The 20,928-nt window shown below is 73.9% G+C and carries 17 protein-coding genes and 1 riboswitch; of the genes, 9 read left to right on the top strand and 8 right to left on the bottom strand.

Annotated features, from left to right (window positions below; all coding sequences use genetic code 11):
- Positions 1–30: 30 nt before the first annotated feature.
- The gene (locus ACLQ27_RS21970; RefSeq protein ID WP_425868410.1) at positions 31–540 is read right to left on the bottom strand and encodes a mycothiol transferase; all 510 of its coding nucleotides are present in this window, start codon (positions 538–540) and stop codon (positions 31–33) included.
- A 79-nt stretch (positions 541–619) separates the two neighbouring features.
- Between ACLQ27_RS21970 and ACLQ27_RS21965 the strand changes: the two genes are divergently transcribed.
- On the top strand, positions 620–1,135 hold the full coding sequence (locus tag ACLQ27_RS21965) for a 2'-5' RNA ligase family protein (RefSeq protein ID WP_234582232.1): 516 nt from the start codon (positions 620–622) through the stop codon (positions 1,133–1,135).
- Positions 1,136–1,140: 5 nt separating this feature from the next.
- Here ACLQ27_RS21965 and ACLQ27_RS21960 read toward each other — a convergent pair whose 3' ends face one another.
- Positions 1,141–2,382, bottom strand: a complete 1,242-nt coding sequence (locus ACLQ27_RS21960; RefSeq protein WP_425868407.1) for an MFS transporter — start codon at positions 2,380–2,382, stop codon at positions 1,141–1,143.
- A 229-nt stretch (positions 2,383–2,611) separates the two neighbouring features.
- Between ACLQ27_RS21960 and ACLQ27_RS21955 the strand changes: the two genes are divergently transcribed.
- The gene (locus tag ACLQ27_RS21955) at positions 2,612–2,797 is read left to right on the top strand and encodes a hypothetical protein (RefSeq protein ID WP_007457747.1); all 186 of its coding nucleotides are present in this window, start codon (positions 2,612–2,614) and stop codon (positions 2,795–2,797) included.
- Between the two features lie 16 nt (positions 2,798–2,813).
- On the opposite strand, the gene corA is transcribed toward ACLQ27_RS21955, so the two are convergent.
- Complete coding sequence (gene corA / locus ACLQ27_RS21950; RefSeq protein WP_425868406.1) at positions 2,814–3,941, bottom strand: magnesium/cobalt transporter CorA; 1,128 nt, start codon at positions 3,939–3,941, stop codon at positions 2,814–2,816.
- A gap of 227 nt (positions 3,942–4,168) precedes the next feature.
- Here corA and ACLQ27_RS21945 point away from each other — a divergent pair, with 227 nt between their 5' ends.
- From ACLQ27_RS21945 to ACLQ27_RS21930, 4 genes are all read left to right on the top strand, one after another.
- Entirely contained in the window at positions 4,169–6,109 is a 1,941-nt protein-coding gene (locus tag ACLQ27_RS21945) for an amino acid transporter (protein WP_425868404.1), read from the top strand.
- 83 nt (positions 6,110–6,192) lie between these two features.
- Positions 6,193–6,304, top strand: a riboswitch (SAM riboswitch).
- A gap of 321 nt (positions 6,305–6,625) precedes the next feature.
- Positions 6,626–7,477: an ABC transporter substrate-binding protein gene (locus tag ACLQ27_RS21940; protein WP_357495140.1), complete on the top strand. Its 852-nt coding sequence runs from the start codon at positions 6,626–6,628 to the stop codon at positions 7,475–7,477.
- Between the two features lie 39 nt (positions 7,478–7,516).
- Positions 7,517–8,293, top strand: a complete 777-nt coding sequence (locus tag ACLQ27_RS21935) for an amino acid ABC transporter permease (RefSeq protein WP_357574442.1) — start codon at positions 7,517–7,519, stop codon at positions 8,291–8,293.
- A complete protein-coding gene (locus tag ACLQ27_RS21930; RefSeq protein ID WP_425868402.1) occupies positions 8,290–9,036 on the top strand; it encodes an amino acid ABC transporter ATP-binding protein in 747 nt (248 codons plus the stop codon). Before ACLQ27_RS21935 ends, ACLQ27_RS21930 begins: the two co-directional genes overlap by 4 nt.
- Before the next feature lie 9 nt (positions 9,037–9,045).
- Here ACLQ27_RS21930 and ACLQ27_RS21925 read toward each other — a convergent pair whose 3' ends face one another.
- The 3 genes from ACLQ27_RS21925 to ACLQ27_RS21915 all read right to left on the bottom strand — a co-directional run bounded on the left by ACLQ27_RS21925 (position 9,046) and on the right by ACLQ27_RS21915 (position 15,586).
- Positions 9,046–10,341, bottom strand: coding sequence for a hypothetical protein (locus ACLQ27_RS21925; RefSeq protein WP_357574443.1), 1,296 nt, complete (start codon positions 10,339–10,341; stop codon positions 9,046–9,048).
- 136 nt (positions 10,342–10,477) lie between these two features.
- A complete protein-coding gene (locus tag ACLQ27_RS21920) occupies positions 10,478–12,100 on the bottom strand; it encodes a Na+/H+ antiporter (RefSeq protein ID WP_357495148.1) in 1,623 nt (540 codons plus the stop codon).
- A 72-nt stretch (positions 12,101–12,172) separates the two neighbouring features.
- Positions 12,173–15,586, bottom strand: a complete 3,414-nt coding sequence (locus ACLQ27_RS21915) for a BTAD domain-containing putative transcriptional regulator (protein ID WP_425868399.1) — start codon at positions 15,584–15,586, stop codon at positions 12,173–12,175.
- Positions 15,587–15,723: 137 nt separating this feature from the next.
- Here ACLQ27_RS21915 and ACLQ27_RS21910 point away from each other — a divergent pair, with 137 nt between their 5' ends.
- From ACLQ27_RS21910 to ACLQ27_RS21900, 3 genes are all read left to right on the top strand, one after another.
- The gene (locus ACLQ27_RS21910) at positions 15,724–16,602 is read left to right on the top strand and encodes an alpha/beta fold hydrolase (protein ID WP_425868398.1); all 879 of its coding nucleotides are present in this window, start codon (positions 15,724–15,726) and stop codon (positions 16,600–16,602) included.
- Positions 16,603–16,933: 331 nt separating this feature from the next.
- Positions 16,934–17,383 (top strand): hypothetical protein, encoded by a 450-nt coding sequence (locus ACLQ27_RS21905; RefSeq protein WP_234582242.1) that lies wholly within the window; start codon positions 16,934–16,936, stop codon positions 17,381–17,383.
- The gene (locus ACLQ27_RS21900; protein ID WP_357495153.1) at positions 17,380–17,775 is read left to right on the top strand and encodes a hypothetical protein; all 396 of its coding nucleotides are present in this window, start codon (positions 17,380–17,382) and stop codon (positions 17,773–17,775) included. The genes ACLQ27_RS21905 and ACLQ27_RS21900 overlap by 4 nt, the downstream gene beginning before the upstream one ends.
- A 17-nt stretch (positions 17,776–17,792) precedes the next feature.
- On the opposite strand, the gene ACLQ27_RS21895 is transcribed toward ACLQ27_RS21900, so the two are convergent.
- Complete coding sequence (locus tag ACLQ27_RS21895; RefSeq protein ID WP_425868395.1) at positions 17,793–19,940, bottom strand: hypothetical protein; 2,148 nt, start codon at positions 19,938–19,940, stop codon at positions 17,793–17,795.
- Positions 19,941–19,948: 8 nt separating this feature from the next.
- On the bottom strand, positions 19,949–20,899 hold the full coding sequence (locus tag ACLQ27_RS21890; protein ID WP_357495155.1) for an SDR family NAD(P)-dependent oxidoreductase: 951 nt from the start codon (positions 20,897–20,899) through the stop codon (positions 19,949–19,951).
- Positions 20,900–20,928: the final 29 nt, after the last annotated feature.

Raw genomic sequence — 20,928 nt, 5'->3', positions numbered from 1 at the left:
CACCCGAAGCGGGTGAACCGGGGACGCGGGTCAGTCGGCCTCGACGAGGCCGCGGACGTAGGCGGCCTGCCCGGCGTGTTGCAGGTCGTCGTCGGCGATGCTGACCAGCCGCACGCCGAGAGTGACCGGCGGGTCCCACGACTCGTCGACGACGCGGTCCAGGTCCGCCGGGCGCAGCCCGGCCAGGAACTTTCCGGTACGCGCCGCAACCGCCCCGTAGTAGTCGATCAGCGCCTGGGCGCTCTCCGGCCGCACCTTAGCCACCTGTGCGGGCGTGTGGCCGTAGCCGGTGTTGTGCGGGTCGGCGGCGAGCCCGAACCGCCCCGCCCAGTCCCCGCTCTCCCAGATCTGCTCGGCGTCGAGCAGGTCGGCGACGTGGTGGTCCTGGACGCGGGTCAGGTGCCAGACCAGCCACCCGACCGGGTTGGCGCCCTCGCCCGGCGCCCGGCGCAGCTGCTCCGGGGTGAGGCCGTCGACCGCCGCGCGGACGAGGTCGGGCAGCCGGTCGTACGTCTCGGTCAGCAGGTCACTCACGTCCACTGGGCACGCCTCCTGGTCGGTTTCCGATCACGGTACCGCCGGACACCGACAGCCGGACCTCGGCCGCTACGGTGATCACGTGGTCGCGGCGCTGGAGCTGTATCTGGACCCGGATGCCACCCGGCGGATCCGGGTGCTGTGGGACGCGTTGGAGGCCGAGGGCGTGCAGAGCATGCGCTCGCTGCTGGAGCAGCGTCACCGCCCGCACGTCTCGCTCGCTGTCGCGCCCCGCTTCGATCCCGACCAGGTCGCGGAGGCGCTGCGCGGCACCGTCGTGGCGGCTCCCCTACGACTCGACTTCCAACACGCGGGGCAGTTCGTCGGGCGGGTGCTCTGGCTCGGCCCGGCGCCCACGCCGGAACTGCTCGCGCACCACCGGTTGGTGCACGGCCGGCTCGCCGCCGCCGGCATCACCCTGGTCGAGCACTACCAGCCCGGGCGCTGGGTGCCGCACTGCACGCTGTCCATGCGGGTGCCGAACTCGCTGATGGCCGCCGCGGTGCGCCGCTGCCTGGAGGTGCTGCCGCTGGCGGCGACGGTGGTTGGCGCGGCCCTCACCGACCACGCCCGCGGCATCGCCCACCCGCTGTCCTAGCCGTCCTAGCCGTCCTGGCCGTCCTGACCGTCGACGCTCCGGCGCGCGGACACCGTCGCCGCCACCGCCGCCGCGAGCGCGATGGATGCTCCGGCCACCAGCAGCAGGCGCGGACCGAGTGGGGCGAGCGCACCGGCCAGCCCGGTCCCGAGCGAGCCGGCGGCCACCTTCAGGGCCGCCGTCGACACGAACACCTGCGTCCGCACGGCGTCCGGCGCGTACGCCGACCGGGCGGCCAGGGTGGCCGCGAAGAGCGGCGCGGTCGCCGCCCCGGCCAGGGCGAACGCGACGACCGCGAGTCCGAAGCTGGGCACTGCCGCGCAGAGCCCGATCCCCACCGCGCCGAGCGCCGCCCACCGGACGGTGAGTCGTTCCGGGTCACCGGTCAGCGGAAACGCGGTGACCAGGAGCGCGCCGGCAAGGTTTCCACCGCCGTACGCGGCGGCCAGCAGCGCGCCGGAGACCGCCTCCCGGTCGAGGTCCGCCGCGAGCGCGACGGCGAGCACCGACACCGCTCCGCCGGTGAGCGCGGCGAGCGAGGTGACCCCGGTGACCCGGCGCAGCGGTCCGGGACCGAGCAGCGCCCGCAGCGCGCCACGGGCGGCGGGCGTCGTCCGCGCCGGCCCCCGCCGGGCGGGTGCGCGTGCCGGCAGCGTCCCCACCAGGGCTGCCGCGAGCAGGGTGGCGGCACCCAACCCGACCAGGGCCGGCCGAGGCCCGGCCAGGGCGGCGAGGGCAGCCACGGCGGCCGGACCGGCGCTGCCACCGACCCCGTACGTCACCGTGTCCCACCCCTGACCGCGACGTTGCGCGCGCTCGTCCGGGTCGAGCAGTCCGGCGAGCCGGCTGCTCAGTCCGCCGGTCAGCAGCGGCCCGCAGGCCCCGGCAACGACCAGCAACGCGGCCGGCACACCCACCGGCACCCGGCCGAGCAGCAGCGCGGCCGTCGAGACCGCTACGGCGTACGTGACGAAGCCGGCCGCCAACCGGCCCCGGCCGTCCGGCGCCCGGTCCAGCCAGCGACCCATGAGCGGCCCGAGCAGGTGCGGCGCGGTCAGGCACGCGGCCAGCAGCCCGCCGAGCAGGGCCGGCCGGGCCACCCCGACCTGCGACACGGTGGCCAGCAGCACCACGCCCACTGTCGCGCCGGCGTCCGCGCCGCGGGCGAGCGTCGCGGCGACGAGGTAGCGGGGCAGGGCTCCACGTCCGGTGGTGACCTGCACGGCGGTGTCGAGAGATCCGCTCACCCGTACCTCGCTACCCACTCCGCCACTCGATGCACCATCGAGGCGAGATGTCCGGTTTGGCGGGCGACAGTCGGGAAACCGAAAACAGGGGGTGCGGATGTGGCCGGGCGTGGGATGGTTCGACGTGGATGCCGTACCCGTGGTGACCCGCGCGAGCGGGCCGCCCGGCCGGGGGCGCGGGCGCACACCGCGCCGCCCGCGGCGGCTTCGACGAGGAGAGGCAGGGCCCATGCAGGCTCAGCGCAGGCCACCGCGCACGGAGCGGAGCCAGACCAGCCACGACCGGACCGGCGGCGGGATGACCGGGGCGGCCACGCCCCTGACCATCTGGGCCGCCGCCGTGCTGCTCGGTCGCATCGGCGCCGGTGACGACGACAGCGAGGACGAGCGGCACATCCTGCGCGGCATCGAGTGAGCCCGGCGCCCCGCCGCTAGAGCCAGCCGCGCCGCTTGAAGACCAGGTAGAGGGTTCCGCAGACCAGCAGCATCAGCAGCAGCGCGAACAGGTAGCCGAAGCGCCAGTTCAGCTCCGGCATGTGGACGAAGTTCATGCCGTACACGGTGCCGATGAGCGTGGGCGCGAACAGGATCGCGGCCCACGAGGAGACCTTCTTCAGCTCCTCGTTCTGCGCGTAGCTGGCTGCGGTCAGGCTGCGCATCTCCTCGTTCTGCTGCTGTGAGACGAGGGTGGCGTTGACGGTGAGGATGTTCTGCAGCAGGTGCCGGAACCCGTCCACCCGCTCGACCACCTGGGTGAGGTGGTCGGTCACGTCACGCAGGTAGCGGAGCAGTTCCTCGTCCGTGCCGTAGCTGCCGGCGCCGGTGGCCAACGCGTCGAGCATGGTGAGCAGCGGCCGGGCGGCCCGCTGGAACTCGATGACCTCCCGACTGAGCCCGTAGATGCGCCGGCTGGCGTTCGGGTCACCCCCGAAGACCTGGGTCTCGATCTCGTCGATGTCATTCTCCAACCCGGCGACCACCGGCGCGTACCCGTCGACGACCTGGTCGAGGATCGCGTACAGGACCGCCTCGGGCCCCTGGGCCAGCATCGGCGCGTCGGCCTCCATCCGCCGCCGCACCGCGGCCAGGTCGGGCACCTCGCCGTGGCGGACCGTCACCACGAAACCGGGCCCGATGAACAGGTGCAGCTCGGAGAACTCGACCTCCTCCCGCAGGTCGTCGTAGCGGGCGGCACGCAGCACCACGAACAGCGTGTGCCCGTACCGCTCCAGCTTGGGTCGCTGGTGGGCGTTGATCGCGTCCTCCACCGCCAGGTCGTGCAGGCGGAACTCGCGCGCCAGCGAGGAGATCTGGTCGATGTCGGGCCGGTACAACCCGATCCAGGCCATCGCGTCGTCCTGCTCCTGGAGGCAGGAGTACGTCTCGGCGAGGCCGGCCGGCGAGGCGAACCGGTGTCCCCGGATGTAGACCGCACTGTCCACCATGCCACCGGCGGGCGGGGGCGGTGCCGGCGGTGGCGGCACGCTGACGCGGGTCTCGTGCTCGTCGAGCTGACGGCCGAAGCCACCACCCGGGCGGAAGCGACGGCCGCCGACCATGACCCGCTCCTTCCCCGGTGGCATCCGATCCGGCGGCCTCCCGGCCCGACCGGGCGGTTCGGTGCGGGGCGCCGGAGGCGCTGCATCCCCTCTGCCCCCGGGCCGAAACCCTCCGACTCGCCGGCCGCCCCCACCGGGGACGGGCGGGTTCGGCGTACCCGGGGACGGGCGCGTGCGACCGGGCGGATACTCGCGGTGACCATGGGCGGAGGACGGGGGAAGCGCCGGTGCAGGGCGACAGGCGCGGTGGGCGGCTGCGCGGCTGGCTGCTCGACGGCGGTACGGAGCGGGCCGCGCGGCATTCCGGCCCGGGCGGGCGCCCGCCCGAGGATCGGCACCACCCGTGGTGGAAGGTGATGTGCCTGACCGGTGTCGACTACTTCTCGACGCTGGGCTACCAGCCGGGCATCGCGGCGCTGGCGGCCGGGGCGCTGGCGCCGGTGGCGACGCTGGTGCTGGTGCTGGTGACGCTGCTGGGCGCGCTGCCGGTGTACCGGCGGGTGGCTGTCGAGAGCCCGCACGGTGAGGGTTCGATCGCGATGCTCGTACGCCTGCTGAGCTACTGGCCGGGCAAGCTGTTCGTGCTGGTGCTGCTCGGTTTCGCGGCCACCGACTTCATCATCACCATCACCCTCTCGGCGGCGGACGCGACAGCCCACATCGACGAGAACCCGTTCTGGCCGAGCGGGCTCAAGGGACACGAGGTGCTCCTCACGCTGCTGCTGGTGGCACTGCTGGGCGCGGTGTTCCTCAAGGGATTCGGCGAGGCCATCGGGATCGCCGTCGTCCTGGTGGCGGTCTACCTGGGGCTGAACGCGGTGGTGATCGCCGACGCGCTGTGGCGGGTGGTGACCCATCCGAGCGCGGTCGGAGACTGGACGAACGCGCTGAGCACCGGGCACGGCGATCCCCTGCTGGTGGTCGGGTTGTCCCTGCTGGTGTTCCCGAAGCTCGCGTTGGGCCTGTCCGGTTTCGAGACCGGGGTGGCCGTGATGCCGCACATCCGGGGGGATCGCGCGGACTCGGAGGACCGGCCGTTGGGCCGGATCCGGGGAGCGCGGCGGCTGCTCACCACCGCCGCCGCGACGATGAGCGTCTTCCTGATCACCAGCAGCGTGACCACCACCGTGCTGATCCCGCCGGAGGCGTTCCAGCCGGGCGGGCCGGCGAACGGCCGGGCGTTGGCCTACCTGGCGCACCAGCACCTCGGCGGCGTGTTCGGCACCGTCTACGACCTGTCGACGATCGGGATCCTGTGGTTCGCGGGCGCGTCGGCGATGGCCGGGTTGCTCAATCTCGTACCCCGTTATCTGCCGCGGTACGGCATGGCCCCGACCTGGGCGCGGGCGGTCCGGCCGCTGGTGCTGGTCTTCACCACCGTGGCGTTCGTGATCACGGTGGTCTTCTCCGCGAGCGTGGACGCGCAGGGCGGCGCGTACGCCACCGGGGTCCTGGTGTTGATCACCTCGGCGGCGACGGCGGTGACCCTCGCGGCGCGACGACGGCGCCAGCGGGGGCGGACGTACGCCTTCGGGACCATCGCGTTGATCTTCGTCTACACCACTGTGGCGAACGTCGTGGAACGCCCCGACGGCGTCAAGATCGCCGCCTGTTTCATCGGCGGGATGATCCTGGTGTCGGTGCTGTCCCGGCTCATGCGGGCCTACGAGCTGCGCGTCGACCACGTCGAGCTGGACCCGACCGCCGCCCGGATGATCGACGAGCGGGCCACCCGTCGGATCCGCCTCATCGCGCACGAGCCGGAGCGCCGCGACCCGGCCGAGTACCGCGCAAAGCTGGCACAGACCATGGCGGACAACGACTTCCCCGACGACAGCGACGTCATCTTCGTCGAGGTCCACGTCACCGACCCGTCGGACTTCGAGACCGAGCTGCCGGTGCGCGGCAGCGTGGCGCACGACAGCTACCCGGTGCTCAGCCTGACCGGCTCGTCGGTGCCCACCGCGCTCGCCGCCCTGCTGCTGGAGATCCGCGACCGGAGCCGGCGACGGCCACACATCTACTTCGAGTGGAGCGAGGGTGGCCCGGGTCGCAACCTCCTGCGCTACCTGGCGTTCGGGCAGGGCGCCATCGCCTCGGTCACCCGGGAGATCCTGCGTCGCCAGGAGCCCGACCCGCGCCGCCGGCCGCACGTGCACGCCGGTTGACCTGCCGGTCGAACCGTCGCGGACGGTGAGCGTGGTCATAACGGCTGGACGGTCCACCGGTCGGAGCTGCTAGCCTCGGCGCAGGTCATGAGTGCCAGCGCGAAGCCCCGGCTCGCTGGCCGGCAACCCTCCTCCGCGGTGGGGTGCCCCGGGTGAAGACCAGGCACCGGCAGGACGCCGGCGCAAGCGTGGCCTGGCACCCAGGTCAGCAACAGACCCGGGAGACCGTATGCGCATCATCCTCAGCCCCACGCCACCGGCCGGTCGGCTCATGCCGACCCTGACCCGGCGTCGCCACGTGGACCTGATGCGAATGCGCAGCGCAGCGTGTACCGCCACCTGACGCGCTGACCCCCCTCCCCTCCCCGGGCGCCCTCGCCCACCCCACTCGACCCTCGCGTCGATCATGAAGTTGTTGCCCGTCCGACCGGCGTGTCGGGGCAACAACTTCATGATCGACCGGGTCAATGCACCCTTTTGGAGACACCCGTGCGATCTTTTTCTGTCCTGAGCCGTGTGGTTGCCGTTGGGGCGGCCCTTCTGGTTGCCGGCGGGTTGGCCGCGTGCGGTGGCGACGACTCGTCGGGCGCCGCCGGCAACCCGTACGGGCTGGCGCAGGCCGGCGTGCTGCGGGCCGGCACGCTCACCGACGCCCCGCCGAACGTGTACCTCAAGGACGGTAAGTTCACCGGCTTCGACAACGACCTGCTGACCGCGGTGGCCGGCAAGCTCGGCCTGACTGTCGAGTTCGTCGGAACCGACTTCTCCGCGCTGCTCTCCCAGGTCAACAACCACAAGTTCGACGTCGGCAGCTCCTCGATCACGATCACCGAGGCGCGGAAGAAGACAGTCGACTTCGGCAACGGCTACGACTTCGGCTACTTCGGGCTGGACGTGCCGGCCGGCTCGCCGATCACCGGGTTCGACCAGCTCGCCGGCAAGCGGGTCGTGGTGGTCCAGGGCACCGTCCAGGACGACTACGCCACCGGCAAGCAGCTCGACCCGGTGCGGGTGCCGGACTACAACGGCGCGATCAACCAGCTCAAGGCGGGCACCGCCGACGCGTGGATCGCCCCGGCGGAGATCGGCGAGAAGTCGGCCGCCGACAGCAAGGGAAAGATCACCGTGGCGGCCAAGCAGCTCAGCCCGGCACCCACCGCGTACGCCGTGGCCAAGGGCAACGACAAGCTGCGCGAGGCGCTGAACAAGGGCCTCGACGAGGTGATCGCCGACGGCACCTGGAGCCGGTTGCAGGCCCAGTACTACCCGGGCCGCCCCATCCCGGCGGACTTCACCCCGGGCAGCGGCACCGTAGCGGCGCCGTCCGCATCCGCCGTGCCGTCGGCGTCGGCGTCGGCTGCGTCCTGAACCGGTGACGAGCGAGCAGGGCGGTAGGAGAGGCGACCGATGGATCCGTTGAGCACCCTGTGGGAGACCTTCTTCGACGCCGACGCGATGCGCGAGGCGCTGCCCGAGATGCTGACCGTCGGGCTGCCCAACACGCTGATCCTGGCGGTCTCCGCCGCCCTGCTCGGCACGGTGTTCGGCCTGCTGCTGGCCGTGGCCGGCATCTCGCGCAGTCGATGGCTGCGCTGGCCGGCGCGCGTCTACACCGACGTCTTCCGCGGGCTGCCGGCCGCGGCGACGATCCTGCTGATCGGCGTCGGGCTGGCACCGCTCGGCATGCGGGTCTGGGGACCGGACCCGTACCCGCTGGGCGTCCTCGCGCTGTCGCTGATCGCGGCGGCGTACATCGGGGAGATCTTCCGCTCCGGCATCCAGTCGGTGGAGGCGGCCCAGTTGGAGGGCGCGCGGGCGCTCGGCTTCTCCTGGGCCGACGCGATGCGGCTGGTGATCATCCCGCAGGGCATCCGGCGGGTGCTGCCCGCCTGGGTCAACCAGCTCATCGCGCTGATCAAGGACTCCAGCCTGGTCTACTTCCTCGGCCTGGTGGCCAGCCAGCGGGAGCTGTTCCGCATCGGGCAGGACTACGCGGCCACCACCGGCAACGAGTCCGCGTTGCTGCTCGCCGGGCTCTTCTACCTGGCGTTGACCGTCCCGCTGACGCACGTCGTCAACTGGATCGACAGACGGCTGCGCAACGGCCGGCCGGCCACCGCACCCGCCGACGACGAGGACGACGACCTGGCGCTGGCCGGGGCCCCGGAAGGAGACCGGCGATGACCACCACCGCGACCACCACCTCGGTGAGCCTCCAGGCGCGCGACGTCCACCTGGCCTTCGGGCCGAACCGCGTGCTGCGGGGCGTCGACCTGAGCGTGCAGCGGGGTGGGACGGCCTGCGTGATCGGGCCGTCCGGGTCGGGCAAGTCCACTCTGCTGCGTACCCTCAACCGGCTCATCGAGCCCGACCGGGGCGACGTGCTGCTGGACGGGCGCAGCGTGCTGCGCGACGACCCGGACGCGCTGCGCCAGCGGGTGGGCATGGTGTTCCAGCAGTTCAACCTCTTCCCGCACATGAGCGTGCTGCGCAACGTCACCCTTGCTCTGCGGCGGCTGCGCAAGCTCGGCGAGGACGAGGCGGTGGCGGTCGCCCGCGACCAGTTGGAGCTGGTGGGGCTCGCCGGCAAGGCCGATGCCCGGCCGGCGCAGCTCTCCGGTGGCCAGCAGCAGCGGGTGGCGATCGCCCGGGCGCTGGCGCTGCGGCCCGAGGTGATGCTCTTCGACGAGGCCACCTCGGCGCTCGACCCGGAACTGGTCAAGGGGGTGCTCGGGGTGATGACCGACCTGTCCGCCGCCGGAATGACCATGGTGGTGGTCACCCACGAGATGGGCTTCGCCCGGCACGTCGCCGACACCGTCGCCTTCATGGACCGGGGTGTGGTGCTGGAGGCCGGCCCGCCGGAGGGGATCTTCGAGGGGGCCGAGCATCCCCGGCTCCGCCGCTTCCTCGCCCAGGTGCTCTGAGACGGCCGCTCAGCCGGCCTGGATGCGCAGGTGCAGCGCGAACGCCTTCAGGTCGCCAAGCAGCTCCAGGATGGCGTTGCGGTACGCGACCGACGCCCACAGGTGCAGCTCCTCGTCGTCCAGCCCGCCGAACGCCAGCGAGAGCGCCTTGCGCCGACGCCGGTCGAGCACCTTGTGCGGGCGGGCGAGCAGGTCGCCCTCCCGGCGCAGCGCCTGAAGGTAGGCGGCCACCGCCTCCTGGTAGTGCCGCCCGGCGACCCGCTCCAGCAGGGTGAACTCGAAGACGTTCAACGCCGCCTCGGAATCCCAGTACGCGGCGTCGCGCACCGGCGCGCTCGCGAAGTGCCGGCCCATGGCGTGCCGGGCCTCGTAGAGCAGCAGCACGCCCCGGCCGGTGGTGCTCAGCGGTCGGCGGGGCGACGGCAGGCGCAGCGTGCGTACCGGCGCCGCGGCGGTCAGATCCACCGCGCCGGCGTACGTCGGCATGCGGTGCGTTCCCGACGTCGGCTCCGGCAGCAGGCAGGCCCGCTCCTGGTAGGGCAGCTGGCCACCGGTGGGCACGGCGCGCACCGTCGCGGCGTGCAGCTCGGCCAGGGGTCGGTCGTCCGGGGCCTGGCCCGGCGGCAGGGTGAGCACGAGACCGTTGACGCCGGGCACCGGCACGCCCAGCACGCAGGAGGTGCGCAGGAACGCCCAGGTCGCCGCCGCCTCGCGGATGCCGCTCGCCACCGCCTGCGCGTCGGCCCGCCAGTCCTGGGCGATCCGCAGCCGCTGCGCCAGGTCGGCGGTCGCGGCGTCGTCGTGCGGGTACAGCTCCCGGACGGCCCGGGGCAGCGACCCGAGGCGCAGCTCAAGCGGGTCGCCGGTGGGTCGGGGCACGGCGTGCCTCGGGCAGTCGGCGGCGGAGTGCGGGTCACCGTCGACCGCGTGGCAGTCCCCCAGCCAGCTCGCGCCGGGTGGGCCGGCCGGACGGGCGAACGCGAGGTGGGGCAGCCGGCCGGTGCGCAGCACCGTCTCGTACTGGGGGCCGGTGCGCGCGGCGCGCAGCACGTCGAGTGGCAGCATCGGCGCCAGCGCCACCACCGCATCGAGGACGACGCAGTGCGGGCAGGCGTCGCGGACCTGGTAGCGGCGGAGGTGGTCCACGCCGGGCTGCTCCCACTGGACCCCGATGACTGCGTCGTCCTGCGCCATCAGGTAGAGGAACTGGGTGGCGACGCGTTCGCGGGTGACCGCCACCAGCTCGTCGAGGAACTCCCGCTCGGTGACCGTCCGCAGGTCGGTTTCGCTCCCTCCGGTGGTCATGGGCACCCCCTCGCGGGCCTAACGCATCGACGGACGCCGAACCGGTTCTTACCGTACCCGCCGACGACGTGCCCGAACGTCCCGCACGCGCGGGGGCGGTGTCACCAATCCGTCAGGCCGCCGGCGCCGGCCGGTGTCACTCGCTGGGCCCCCGCCCCAGCAGCCGGATCTCCTCATTGTCCAGGGCGGCCTGGAGCTCCTGGAGCACCAGGTCGTCGATCTCCCGGTTGTCGCGCAGCCGGGTCAGCTCCCGCCGCTTGTGGGCGAGGACGCCGAGGCGCAGGCGCTGGTCCAGCCGGCGTTCCTCGGCGGTACGCCCACCGCTGTCGTTGAAGTCCTCCAGGTGCCGCTGGTACTCGGCCTGCAGCCGGCTCACCGTCTCCCCCTCGACGCCGATCTCGGCGGCGACCCGGGGCAGCGCCTCCAGGCCGGCCTGGGTGGCGCGCTGGCGGGCCTGCCGGGCCTCGTCGACGCGTTCGGGGTCGCCGGTCAGCCCCGCCCAGCGCACCACCAGCGGCAGGGTGGTGCCCTGCACGAGCATGATCAGGACGATGACCAGCGCGGTGACGAAGATGATCAGGTCGCGCTCGGCCACCGGTGTGCCGGCGGCCGTCATCGTCGGAACTGCCAGCGCGGCGGCGAGCGACACGGCGCCCCGGAAACCGGCCCAGCCGGCCACGGTCCCCACCCGCCAGTCGGACGCCGGCTGGTCGTGGTCCATCATCCGGCGGCGGCGCAGCTTCGCCGACTCGGCCGTCAGGTAGACGAACAGCAGCCGGGTGGCGACGACGACCGGGGTGACCACCAGCACGATCGCCAGTGCCCGGCCCGGCGAGGTGCTGGAGATGCCCCGCACCGCGCGGGGGATCTGCGTGCCGAGCAGCACGAACAGGCCACCGTTGATGAGGAACGTGGACAGGTCCCAGAACGCGTACGCCAGCACCCGGGACCGGGCGCGGATCACCCGTGGACCGGCGTACGCCAGCACCAGGCCGGCCACCACGACGGCCAGCACACCGCTGGCGTGCACCGAGTCGGCGAGGAGGAACGCCGCGAACGGCGTCAGCACACTCAGCGCCCCCTCGCGCAGCGGGTCGTCGAGCCGCTTGCGGATCAGCACCACGGCGGTGCCCACCAGCAGGCCGGCGACCACTCCACCGACGCCGGCCCCGACGAACTCCTCGCCGATGCCCAGCACCCCCGGCCTCTCGCTCTGGGTGAGCAGGCCGACGGCCACCGCGAAGATCACCAGGGCGCTGCCGTCGTTGATCAGGCTCTCCGCGTGCAGGGTGGTGAGCAGCTTGCGGGGCAGGCGCTTGGCCAGGCCGGTGACCGCGGCGGCGTCGGTCGGCGCGAGGACCGCGCCGAGCACCCAGGCGGCCGCGGGGTTCACGCCGAACGCCTGCGCGGTCAGGGACACCGTGACCATGGTGAGCACCACGAGCACCACGGCGAGCAGCCCGATCACCGGCAGGTTGGCCCGGATCTCGCGCAGGCTGATGGTGAGACTCTCCCGGTAGAGGATCGCGGGCAGGAAGATCAACAGCACCAGGTCCGGCTCCAGGGTCACCTCGGACAGCGGCGGCGCCAGCCCGAGCAGCACCCCGAACCCGATCAGCAACACCGGTGGCGCCACCCGGTACCGGCCGCCGAGGGTGGTGCCGACCAGGACGGTGACGCCCAGCACCACGATCAGGACGAGCACCTGCACGGCGTACCCCCTCGATCCCCGGCCGACGACGAACGCCGGTTGTTCCATCTGATCGCACCCCGGTTGCCGGTTCCACAGGAACGGGCAAGTCGCCGGGCGCGGGGCACGCGCCCGGCCGGGTCAGCTCGGGTCGGCGGTACGGAGGCGCGCGGTGAGCAGGCGGGCGGTACGACGGTGTCGGGCGGCTTCCTCGTCGCGGCCGAGCGCGGTGGCCAGGTCGGCGAGGTGCCCGGCCACCGGGCCGACGGTGAGCACCCCGCTGCCGGCGGCCAGTTCGCCGGCCGCCGGGCCGAGCGCGGCGGCGACGCGCTCCATGGTGGGCCGGTCGCCGACGGCGAGGGCGCCCCGGGCGGTGAGGCACAGCCGTACCTCCCGCAGCAGGTCGTGCGGCCCGTCCGGGAGGGCCCGCAGGGCCGCTCGGGCGGCGTCGCGGTCCCCCTCGGCCGCGAGCAGCAGCGGGCGGACCCACGGCTCGTGCGGTCCCCAGTCCAGGCCCGCCCAGTCCTCGTCGTCCGGCCCGGGGATCGGCCGCTGACTCACCGGCCCGAAGGCCGGTTGGTCCTGGCCCGTTCGGCCCGCGCCCGTGGACGCCAGCGGGTCGGCGCTGACGGCGTCGGCCAGGCGCAGACCGAGCAGGGCGAGTGGCAGCAGTCCGTGGGCGAAGCCCGGCATGGCGTCGGCGGGGAGCCGTTCGGCGGCCGCCCGGTACGCGGTCGCCGCCGCCTCCCGGTCGCCGCCCAACGCCCGGCGCAGCGCGGCGTACCAGCCGGTGAAGACGCCGACCAGCGGCAGCTCGTACCGCTGGGCGAGGCGGTCGGCGGCGCGGGCGTGCTGGTCCGCGCCGGTCCGGTCGGCTCGCGCGCAGCACGACTGGACTCCGATGAGGTGACCCAGCACCTCGAAGGTCACCAACTGGCGCGCGGCGGCCACGTCGATTAGTTCCGCGCCGATCCGGGCCCGCTCGGCGGCCAGCCCGACGCGGTGGAACGTGTGCATGAACCGCGCGTTCAGCGCGAAGGCGAGCAACCCGGGGTCGGCGACGGTCCGGGCGATCCGTTCGGCCTCGGCGGCGGACTGGCTGCCCCGCTCACCTGTGGTGCCGCGCAGCTCCAGCGCGAGCGTGCTCAGCAGCCGGCTGCGCTGCGCCGAGCCGGTCGGGCCGAGGCCGGTCAGGGCGTTCTCGGCGGCGCGGACGATCCGCGCCGAGAGCCTGTCGTCGTCGTTGCGGGTCCAGATGGCGGGCACGTCGAAACCGGCCAGCACCTCCGCCGTCAGCCGGGGGTCACCGACCGCCTCGGCGTCGGCGATCGCCTCGGCGCGGTGGCCGCGCGCCTCGGCCAACCGGCCGGTCACCGCCAGAGCCCGCCCCAGGCCCAGCACCGCGTTCAACCGTTCGCGCCGCTCGGTCCCCCCGGCCCGGTCGTACGCGTCGACGACCTGCGCCCACAGCCGGGCCGCCTCGTGCGGGTTGCCGGCGCGTTCGGCCTGCTCGGCGGCGATCCGGGCGTAGCCCGCGGCCCGGTGGGCGGCGGCGGGGCCGCCGGCGCGCAGCAGGTGGTGGGCGATCGTGGCGGGGTCGACGGGCTGGCGCCGCTGCAACGCCTCGGCCACGGCGGCGTGCCAGGCCGCGCGACGCGCCGCGGACAGGTCCGCGTAGAGGGTGTCGCGGACGAGGATGTGGGTGAACCGCAGTCGCCCGTCGGGCTCCCGCTCGGTCAGGAACCCGGCCTGCAACGCGCGGTCCACGGCGTCCAGCAGCTCCGCCGGGTCGCCGGTCAGCGCGCCGAGCAGCGCGGGGTCGACGTCCCGGCCGAGCACCGCCGCCTGCCGCAGCACGGTGCGGGTCGGCGGGGGCAGCTGTGCGAGGCGGTGCCGGATGACGTCACGCACCCCGGGCGGCACCGCCGCCAGCGCCGCGCCGCCCGCACCGGCGTACAGCTGGGCCAGCTCGCGGACGAAGAACGGGTTGCCGCCGCTGCGGTGATGGATCAGCCCGACGGTGGGCGGGTCCAGCTCCCGTGCGGCGAGGGTGCGGGCCAGCTCGCCGGTCGCCTCGGGAGACAGGCCGCCGAGATACACGCGCACCGGTTCGAGCGCGGCGGCCCGGGCCAGGGCTGCGGTCAGCTCCGGGCTGATCTCGGTGGCCCGGTAGGTGCCCAGGACCAGCACCGGCCCGGTGGCCGGCTGCGGCCCGGTGACCAGGGCGGTGAGCAGGTCCAGCGTGTCGCCGTCGGCGCGGTGCAGGTCGTCCAGGACCAGCAGGACGGGCCCTCGGCCGGCGGCGGCGGAGACCACCGACGCCACCGCGCGGTGCCGACGGAACCGGGCCACGGCGGGGTCATCCGCGCCACCGGTCCCGGCCGTCCCGCCGCCGTCGTCGTCCACCGGCTCACCCGACCCCGGCGGCTCACCAGTCCCGGACGGCTCGGTGAGCGTGTCGGTGATCTGGGTCCACGGCCAGGCGGCTGGAGCGCCCTCGTACTCGGGACTGCGGCCCCACGCCGTGGTCCAGCCCTGCGCGGCGAGCTGCCGGGTCAGCGCCTCGGCCACTGCGGTCTTGCCGGCGCCCGGCTCCCCACTGAGCAGGGCGAGCGTGGGCCGGCCGGACCGGGTGGCGACCTGGGCGGCGTGCCGCAGCCGCTCCAGCTCCACGTCCCGCCCGACGAACGGTCGGTGCGGCGCCGTTTTCGACCCACCGTCCCGAACGGGTCCGGCCCGGTTCGGGACTGCCACGGCGGGGGCTCGGGTCAGGTGTGGCGCCTGGGCCAGGATGTCGGCCTCCAGCCGGCGCAGCTCGGGCCCCGGGTCCAGACCCAGCTCAGCCACCAGGACGGCACGGGCCTCGCGCAGCGCGGCCAGCGCCTCGCCCTGGCGGCCGGCGCGGTACCGGGCCAGCGCGAGCAGCCGCCAGGCGTCCTCCCGCAGCGGATGGCTGGCGAGGTGGGCGGGCAGGTCGGCGGCGACCTCGTCCGGACGATCCAGCGCGAGCAGCGCCTCGGCCCGCCGCTCCACGGCGAGCATCCGCAGTTCGTTCAACCGGTTGGTCTCCGCGGCGGCCCAGAGCGCGCCCGCGGCGTCCGCGTACGCGGGGCCCCGCCACAGCCCGAGCGCCGCGTCCAGCGCGGTCAGTGCCGGCGCGGGCAGGTCCCCGGTCAGCAGCTGTCCCGCCTCGCCGACGGCCGCCTCGAAGCGGTAGGCGTCCGCCGATTCCGGGCTGGCGCGCAGCGCGTACCCCGGGGGTTCGGTGACCAGGAGGCGGGGTGGCTGCCGGGGTGGCCGGTCGGGCTCCAACGCCCGGCGCAGGTCGGCGACGAAGGTGCGGATCGCGCCCACCGCGCCGTCCGGTGGGACCTCCCACAGGTCGTCGACGAGGCGTTCCACCGGCACCATGCGACCGTGGGCGATCAGCAACCGGGCCAGCACCAGGCGCTGCCGGTGTCCCCGCAGCGGGACCGGGCCGCCCGCGCTGGTGGCGGTCACCGGGCCGAGCACGCCGAACGTCACCTCCACCGGTGGCGTCGGTTGCCTGGTCATGGCACCAATCTAGGCGGCCGTGCCGGCGCGCACTGATCCGGCGCTGACCGTCCGCTGATCACTGCCGGGCAGCCTCGATGACGTACGACGGCGACGGGCGTCCCGCCCGCCGGCCCCGCTCATCAGGAAGGTTTCCCGTGCAGCCGAGGATCAAGGGATTCGACTACCAGAGCGTCACCGTCGCCGACGGCGTGACGCTCACCGCCGCCGTGGGTGGTTCCGGGCCACCGATCGTGCTGTTGCACGGTTTCCCGCAGACCCACCTCATGTGGCGGCACGTGGCGGCCGACCTGGCCGCCGACCACACGGTCATCTGCCCCGACCTGCGTGGCTACGGCGACAGCGACAAGCCCGTGGACGACGACGGCACGGCGTACGCCAAGCGGACCATGGCCGCCGACGTCGTGGCGCTGGCCGGCGCGCTCGGTCATGGGCGCTTCGCCCTGGCCGGGCACGACCGGGGCGCCCTGGTCGCGTTCCGCGCCGGCCTGGACCACCCGGAGGCGATCAGCCAGCTCGCCCTGCTCGACGTGGTGCCCACCCTGGACACGTGGGACGTGCTGCACGGCGTCAGCGCCGCGGTCGCCTTCCACCTGTACCTCATGGCGCAGCCGCCGGGCCTGCCCGAGGAGCTGATCGGCGCCAGCCCGGACGCGTTCTTCGGTCACTTCCTCGACGTCTGGACCCGCGACCCGGACGCGCTGCCGGGCGAGGTGCGTGCGGCTTACCTGCGGGCGTCCCGCAACGCGGTCACCCCGATCGTCGCCGACTACCGGGCTTCGGCCGGCATCGATGTCGCTCACGACACGGCCGACCGGGCGGCCGGCAACCTGCTGCGGATGCCGGTGACGGTGCTCCAGCAGGACTGGGGCGCCGCGCTCGGCTACGACGCGGCGGGGGTGTGGCGGGCCTGGGCTCCGAACCTGGAGCACCAGACGGTCAACTGCGGCCACTTCATGGCGGAGGAGGCGCCGGCGGTGGTGGTCCGGGCGCTGCGCGATCTGCTCCTGCGGTGATCCGCCGGAGCGGACGACCACCTTACCGACGGTAAGATATCCGACACTCTCCGTCCCGACCGCGCGGGGTCGCCGGCATTCCGGCGGCCCCTCGCGCGGAGGCGGCCAACCAGCTCCGCACAACAGCTCTGACCTGCGGAAAGGCGACGTTACACCAGGTGGACGAGAACCGGTCACCGGTGCTACACAGGCAGATACCGGCAGCCAACGACGGCGAGTCGCCCATCGACCGTCCCCAAGACCGCAGCCCGCGAACCGGTTCGTACGCGCGACCTGACACGACGTCGGCCGGTGGCGGGACAACGGTCCCGGTCTCGACCAAGGAGTCGCCGTGGGACATCCCCGCTCCCGGGCCAAGAGCCAGCCGTTCGAGGTGGCCGCCCTGGTCACGACGCCCATCTGTGGATTCCTGCTGCTCGTGCTCGACATCCGATCACCGTCGGTCCAACTGTCCATGCCGGAGCCCATCCAGCTCGGCTGGGAGGTCGCACTGATCGTGGTCGGCGTGGGCGGCCTGCTGGGCATCCTGTGGCCCGGTCGACTCTCCACCGGCCTCGGCATCGAGTTCGCGGCCGTGCTGGTGCTCGGCACCATCACCGGCATGTACACGGTGGCACTGGTGGCGGTGACCGGTCCGCAGGGCCTCGTGGCGGCCTCGTTGGTCAGTGCCCTGCCGCTGGGCGCCTTCTGGCGGGCCGCCCTGATCGCCGTCGACCTGCGCTGCCTGGCCTACGGCCACCAGTGCGAGGCTCACCGACGGGTCGTCGGAGGTGTCACGTGATCTCTGCACCAACACCCGAAGCGCCGCACTGGGTTCAGGTGCTGCTCAGTCTGCTCGGCGTCCTCGGCGGTACGACAGGTCTGGCCGCCATCGCCACTGTCGTGTCGCAGCGGGGCAAGTTCAAGGCCGACGCCGCCGACACGCTCACGGAAGCCGCCCTGACACTCGTGCAACCCCTGCAGATGCGGATCACCGAGTTGGAGGGCGAGGCGATCAGCGCGCGATCGGAGCTGGGGCTGCTGCGCGAGCAGGTCAACCAGTTGCAGTTCGTCGTCCGGGTGCTGACCCGCACGCTCGACCGGTGGCGGACCGCCGTGCACGCCCCCGACGCCACCCTGCGCAAGATCCGTGCGGTGGTCGCGGAGTCCGAGCGACTGTCCGAGGACCGGTGAAGGGTTTCGCTGACGACTCATTCGCCGTCCGTGGGGCGCAGCCGGCCGATGAGCTCGCGTACCGCCGCCCGGAACTCGGGGTCGGACTCGCCCGGGTGATGCCCGCGCACCGGTGGCGGCCGGCGCTGCCCCGGTGACGGCAGCAGGCCCTGCGGGTCACGCAGCCGCCGATCGACGCGGCCGGCCGGATCGGCCGCTTCCGGCGGCGGATCGCCGGGCCGGTGCGCCGCGAAGATCCAACCGCCGACCGGGTCGGTGTCCCGCCAGAGGTTGAGCCACCGCCACCCGACCCGCTCCCCCACCTCGCGCAGCGTCTTGTCGTCGAGGTAGGCCGGGAAGAGCCGGGCGTAGAGGCGGCCCAGCGGCGAGCCGTAGGTGAGCAGAGCGACGCGCCGACGCGCGGCCGGGGGCAGCCGCAGCACCGCGAGGGCCAGCAACGCCGAGCCGTGGCTGTGCCCGCACAGCAGCACCCCGGCGTGCCGCTCGGTCAGCTGGACGATCCGGTCGGTCAGCTCCGGCACCGCCCGGTCGGCGTAGCTCGGGGGCGCGAACGGGTGGGCGGCCCGGGGCCAGAAGGTGCCCAGGTCCCACAGGATCCCGACGTACCGGCGGAACCACGCCGTCCGGTAGGCGAAGACACCACCCAGCAGCAACGCGAGGAGCACCGCGGCGAGGAGGTAGGTGCCTCCCGCGAGCCCCATCCCGACGATCCCGGCCGGCAGCCCGAGAGACTGCCGCGCCAGCTCGTCCGGTTCACGCCCGAACTGTCCGAGCAGACTGGTGGCCAGCCCGACCACCGCGAGAGCCGCGTACGTGGCCGCCAGCAGGCCCAGCCACTCGGTGAACCGCGCCCGGGCCACGGTCTTCGTGACCCGCCGCACCTGTCCGGCCGCCTCCGGCGGCGGCGCGGGAAAGTCGCGGGCGGTGATCGCCACCGCCGCGCGGCGACGGCGGTGCCGCGACAGGACTGTCAACGCCCCACACAGCAGCACCGCGGCGGCCACGTGCAGGAAGAAGGCAAGCAGCGTCCAGCGGTACGGCAGCGGCGGCCCCCCGTCGCCGCGGTAGCCACCGAGCAGGATCCCCGTCAGGTAGACGAGACCGGCGGAGAGCGCGCCGGCCAGACCGACCGCGATGGCCGCGATGAGCGCCGCGCCCAGCCCTCGCGGCAGCCTGGACCGACCGCGGTGCCACAGCACCACGCCGCTGAGCACCACCAGCAGGACCATCTGGCCGAGCAGGGCGCCACCGGCGATCGCGTCGTAGCCAGGGAGCCCGCCCGAGGACGGCCAGCCGCGCTCGTCGCTCCCGACGGCCACGAGGGTCGCCACGGTCAGACCCGCCGCCAGCACGCCCGTGGCGCGGGCGGTCACCGTGGCCGTCCGCGCTGTCGCGGCCCGGTCGATCAGCCCCGGGGCGGCGAGCAGGCCCACACAGACCACCAGGACGGCCGCGCTGAGCGTCACCAGCAGCGTCGTCACGGGCGTCGCGCCGCCACCGCGACGGGCCACGAGGAGCAGGACGTCGAGGACGGCGAGCGCGGCGGCGACGTGGATCGCCCGCAGCCGCACCACCAGCGGCTCCACCGCCCACAGTGGGTTGCCGGCCGGGCCGGGGCGACGGGTTCCCAGCAGTCGCAGGAACGCGACGGCAAAGATCGGCAGCAGCGCCAGCACGGCGAGCCGCTGCCCGACAGGTCGGTCGTCGAGCCCGGCCAGGGTGTCGAAGGGCGCGCGACACGCCACCGCACCGAGACACCGCCAGGCGAGCAGGTCGAGGGCGACCCCGGCGATGGACACCACGTACACCACTGTGAGGTTCAGCGCGAGGAGCCGGCACAGCACGGTGACCCCGGCGGCGCCGCTGCCGGTGGGCCGCATCCACACCGCCGCGTTGCTGAGCATGAACGGCAGCAGGAAGACCATGCCGAGCGTCCGGGCCACCGTGCCCGAGGGCAGGTCACCCCAGCGGTACGCCTCGAGCGTCACCCCGGTCGGGTCGGCGTCGTCGGACCCGTCGCGGCGGTGAAAGCCGCCGCAGGCGTCGCCCGCGACCTGGCGTACCCGCTCCGCGCCCAGGATGACCGAGGGTTTCGCCCCCGACACGCCGTGCACCCGCAACTCCACCACGTCGTCGCGTCGCGGTTGGTCGCCGTGCTGCGGCATCGCTGCGGCTACCCGTGCCGTGGCCGGCGGGCGGCGGCACCGTCGGCGACGAGGTTCGCGGCCACCTCCCAGAGCCGCTCGGCGTTGTCCGCGTCGACCGCGTACGCCGCCACGCCGCTGTAGTCGGCGGGCCGCTCGGTCCGGACCGGGGCCTCGGCACAGTCCTCGAAGTACCGACCGCCCACGCCGTCGAGCAGCGGGGACGCGGCGAGCAGCACCGAGGTGGCGGCACCCTGCTGCGGGGTCTTCTGCCGCTCCTTCGGCGTCCGCAGCCCGCCCGTGTGCTTCTGCAGCCCGGTGGCGATGGCGCCGGGGTTCAACGCGTTGGCGTGGATGTTCTCACCGGACCAGCGGCGGTCGGCCTCGACGGCGAGCAGGGCCTCGGCGCTCTTGGACTGCCCGTACGCCAGCAGGGGGTCGTACGGGCGGAACGCGAAGTGCAGGTCGTCGAAGACCACCGGCGAGAAGAGGTTGCCGCTGGAGCTGACCGACACGACCCGGGCGCCACCGGCGGCGGCGAGGGCGTCGTGCAGGCCGACGGTCAGCGCGTAGTGCCCCATGAAGTTGGTGGCGAACTGCATCTCCCAGCCCTCGGCGGTGCGCTCCAGCTCCGGCAGCGCCATGATCCCCGCGTTGTTGATCAGAATGTGCAGTGGCCCGTCCCAGCCGGCGACGAACCGGCCTACCGAATCCTGGTCGGCCACGTCCAGCTCGCGGACGGTGACCCGGTCCGCGCCGATGCTGGCCGCGATGTCCCGGGCGGCCTCCTCGCCGGCCGTGACCCGCCGGACCGCGAGCACCACCTCGGCGCCGGCGGCGGCCAGCGAACGGGCGGTCTCGATGCCGATCCCGGCGGCGCCGCCGGTGATGACGGCCCGCTTGCCGCTCAGGTCGACTCCGGCGAGCACCTCGTCGGCGGTCGAGGCGAAACCGAATGGCGTCGTGATTCGCTCGGTCATCCCTGTCCCCTCTTTTCGATCACGCTTAC

The organism is Micromonospora sp. DT63, from assembly GCF_049841615.1.
Classification (GTDB): Bacteria; Actinomycetota; Actinomycetes; order Mycobacteriales; family Micromonosporaceae; genus Micromonospora.
The sequence above is the reverse complement of the archived record's forward strand: the minus strand, read 5'-3'. Positions and strand labels throughout refer to the sequence as shown.

What these genes read in the sequence shown, in the direction of transcription:
- ACLQ27_RS21955 (WP_007457747.1), top strand. Translation starts at nt 2,612, where the DNA reads ATGCAGGCTCAGCGCAGGCCACCGCGCACGGAGCGGAGCCAGACCAGC.
- corA (WP_425868406.1), bottom strand. Translation starts at nt 3,941, where the DNA reads ATGGTCGGCGGCCGTCGCTTCCGCCCGGGTGGTGGCTTCGGCCGTCAG.
- ACLQ27_RS21935 (WP_357574442.1), top strand. Translation starts at nt 7,517, where the DNA reads ATGGATCCGTTGAGCACCCTGTGGGAGACCTTCTTCGACGCCGACGCG.
- ACLQ27_RS21930 (WP_425868402.1), top strand. Translation starts at nt 8,290, where the DNA reads ATGACCACCACCGCGACCACCACCTCGGTGAGCCTCCAGGCGCGCGAC.
- ACLQ27_RS21925 (WP_357574443.1), bottom strand. Translation starts at nt 10,341, where the DNA reads ATGACCACCGGAGGGAGCGAAACCGACCTGCGGACGGTCACCGAGCGG.
- ACLQ27_RS21920 (WP_357495148.1), bottom strand. Translation starts at nt 12,100, where the DNA reads ATGGAACAACCGGCGTTCGTCGTCGGCCGGGGATCGAGGGGGTACGCC.
- ACLQ27_RS21915 (WP_425868399.1), bottom strand. Translation starts at nt 15,586, where the DNA reads ATGACCAGGCAACCGACGCCACCGGTGGAGGTGACGTTCGGCGTGCTC.
- ACLQ27_RS21895 (WP_425868395.1), bottom strand. Translation starts at nt 19,940, where the DNA reads ATGCCGCAGCACGGCGACCAACCGCGACGCGACGACGTGGTGGAGTTG.
- ACLQ27_RS21890 (WP_357495155.1), bottom strand. Translation starts at nt 20,899, where the DNA reads ATGACCGAGCGAATCACGACGCCATTCGGTTTCGCCTCGACCGCCGAC.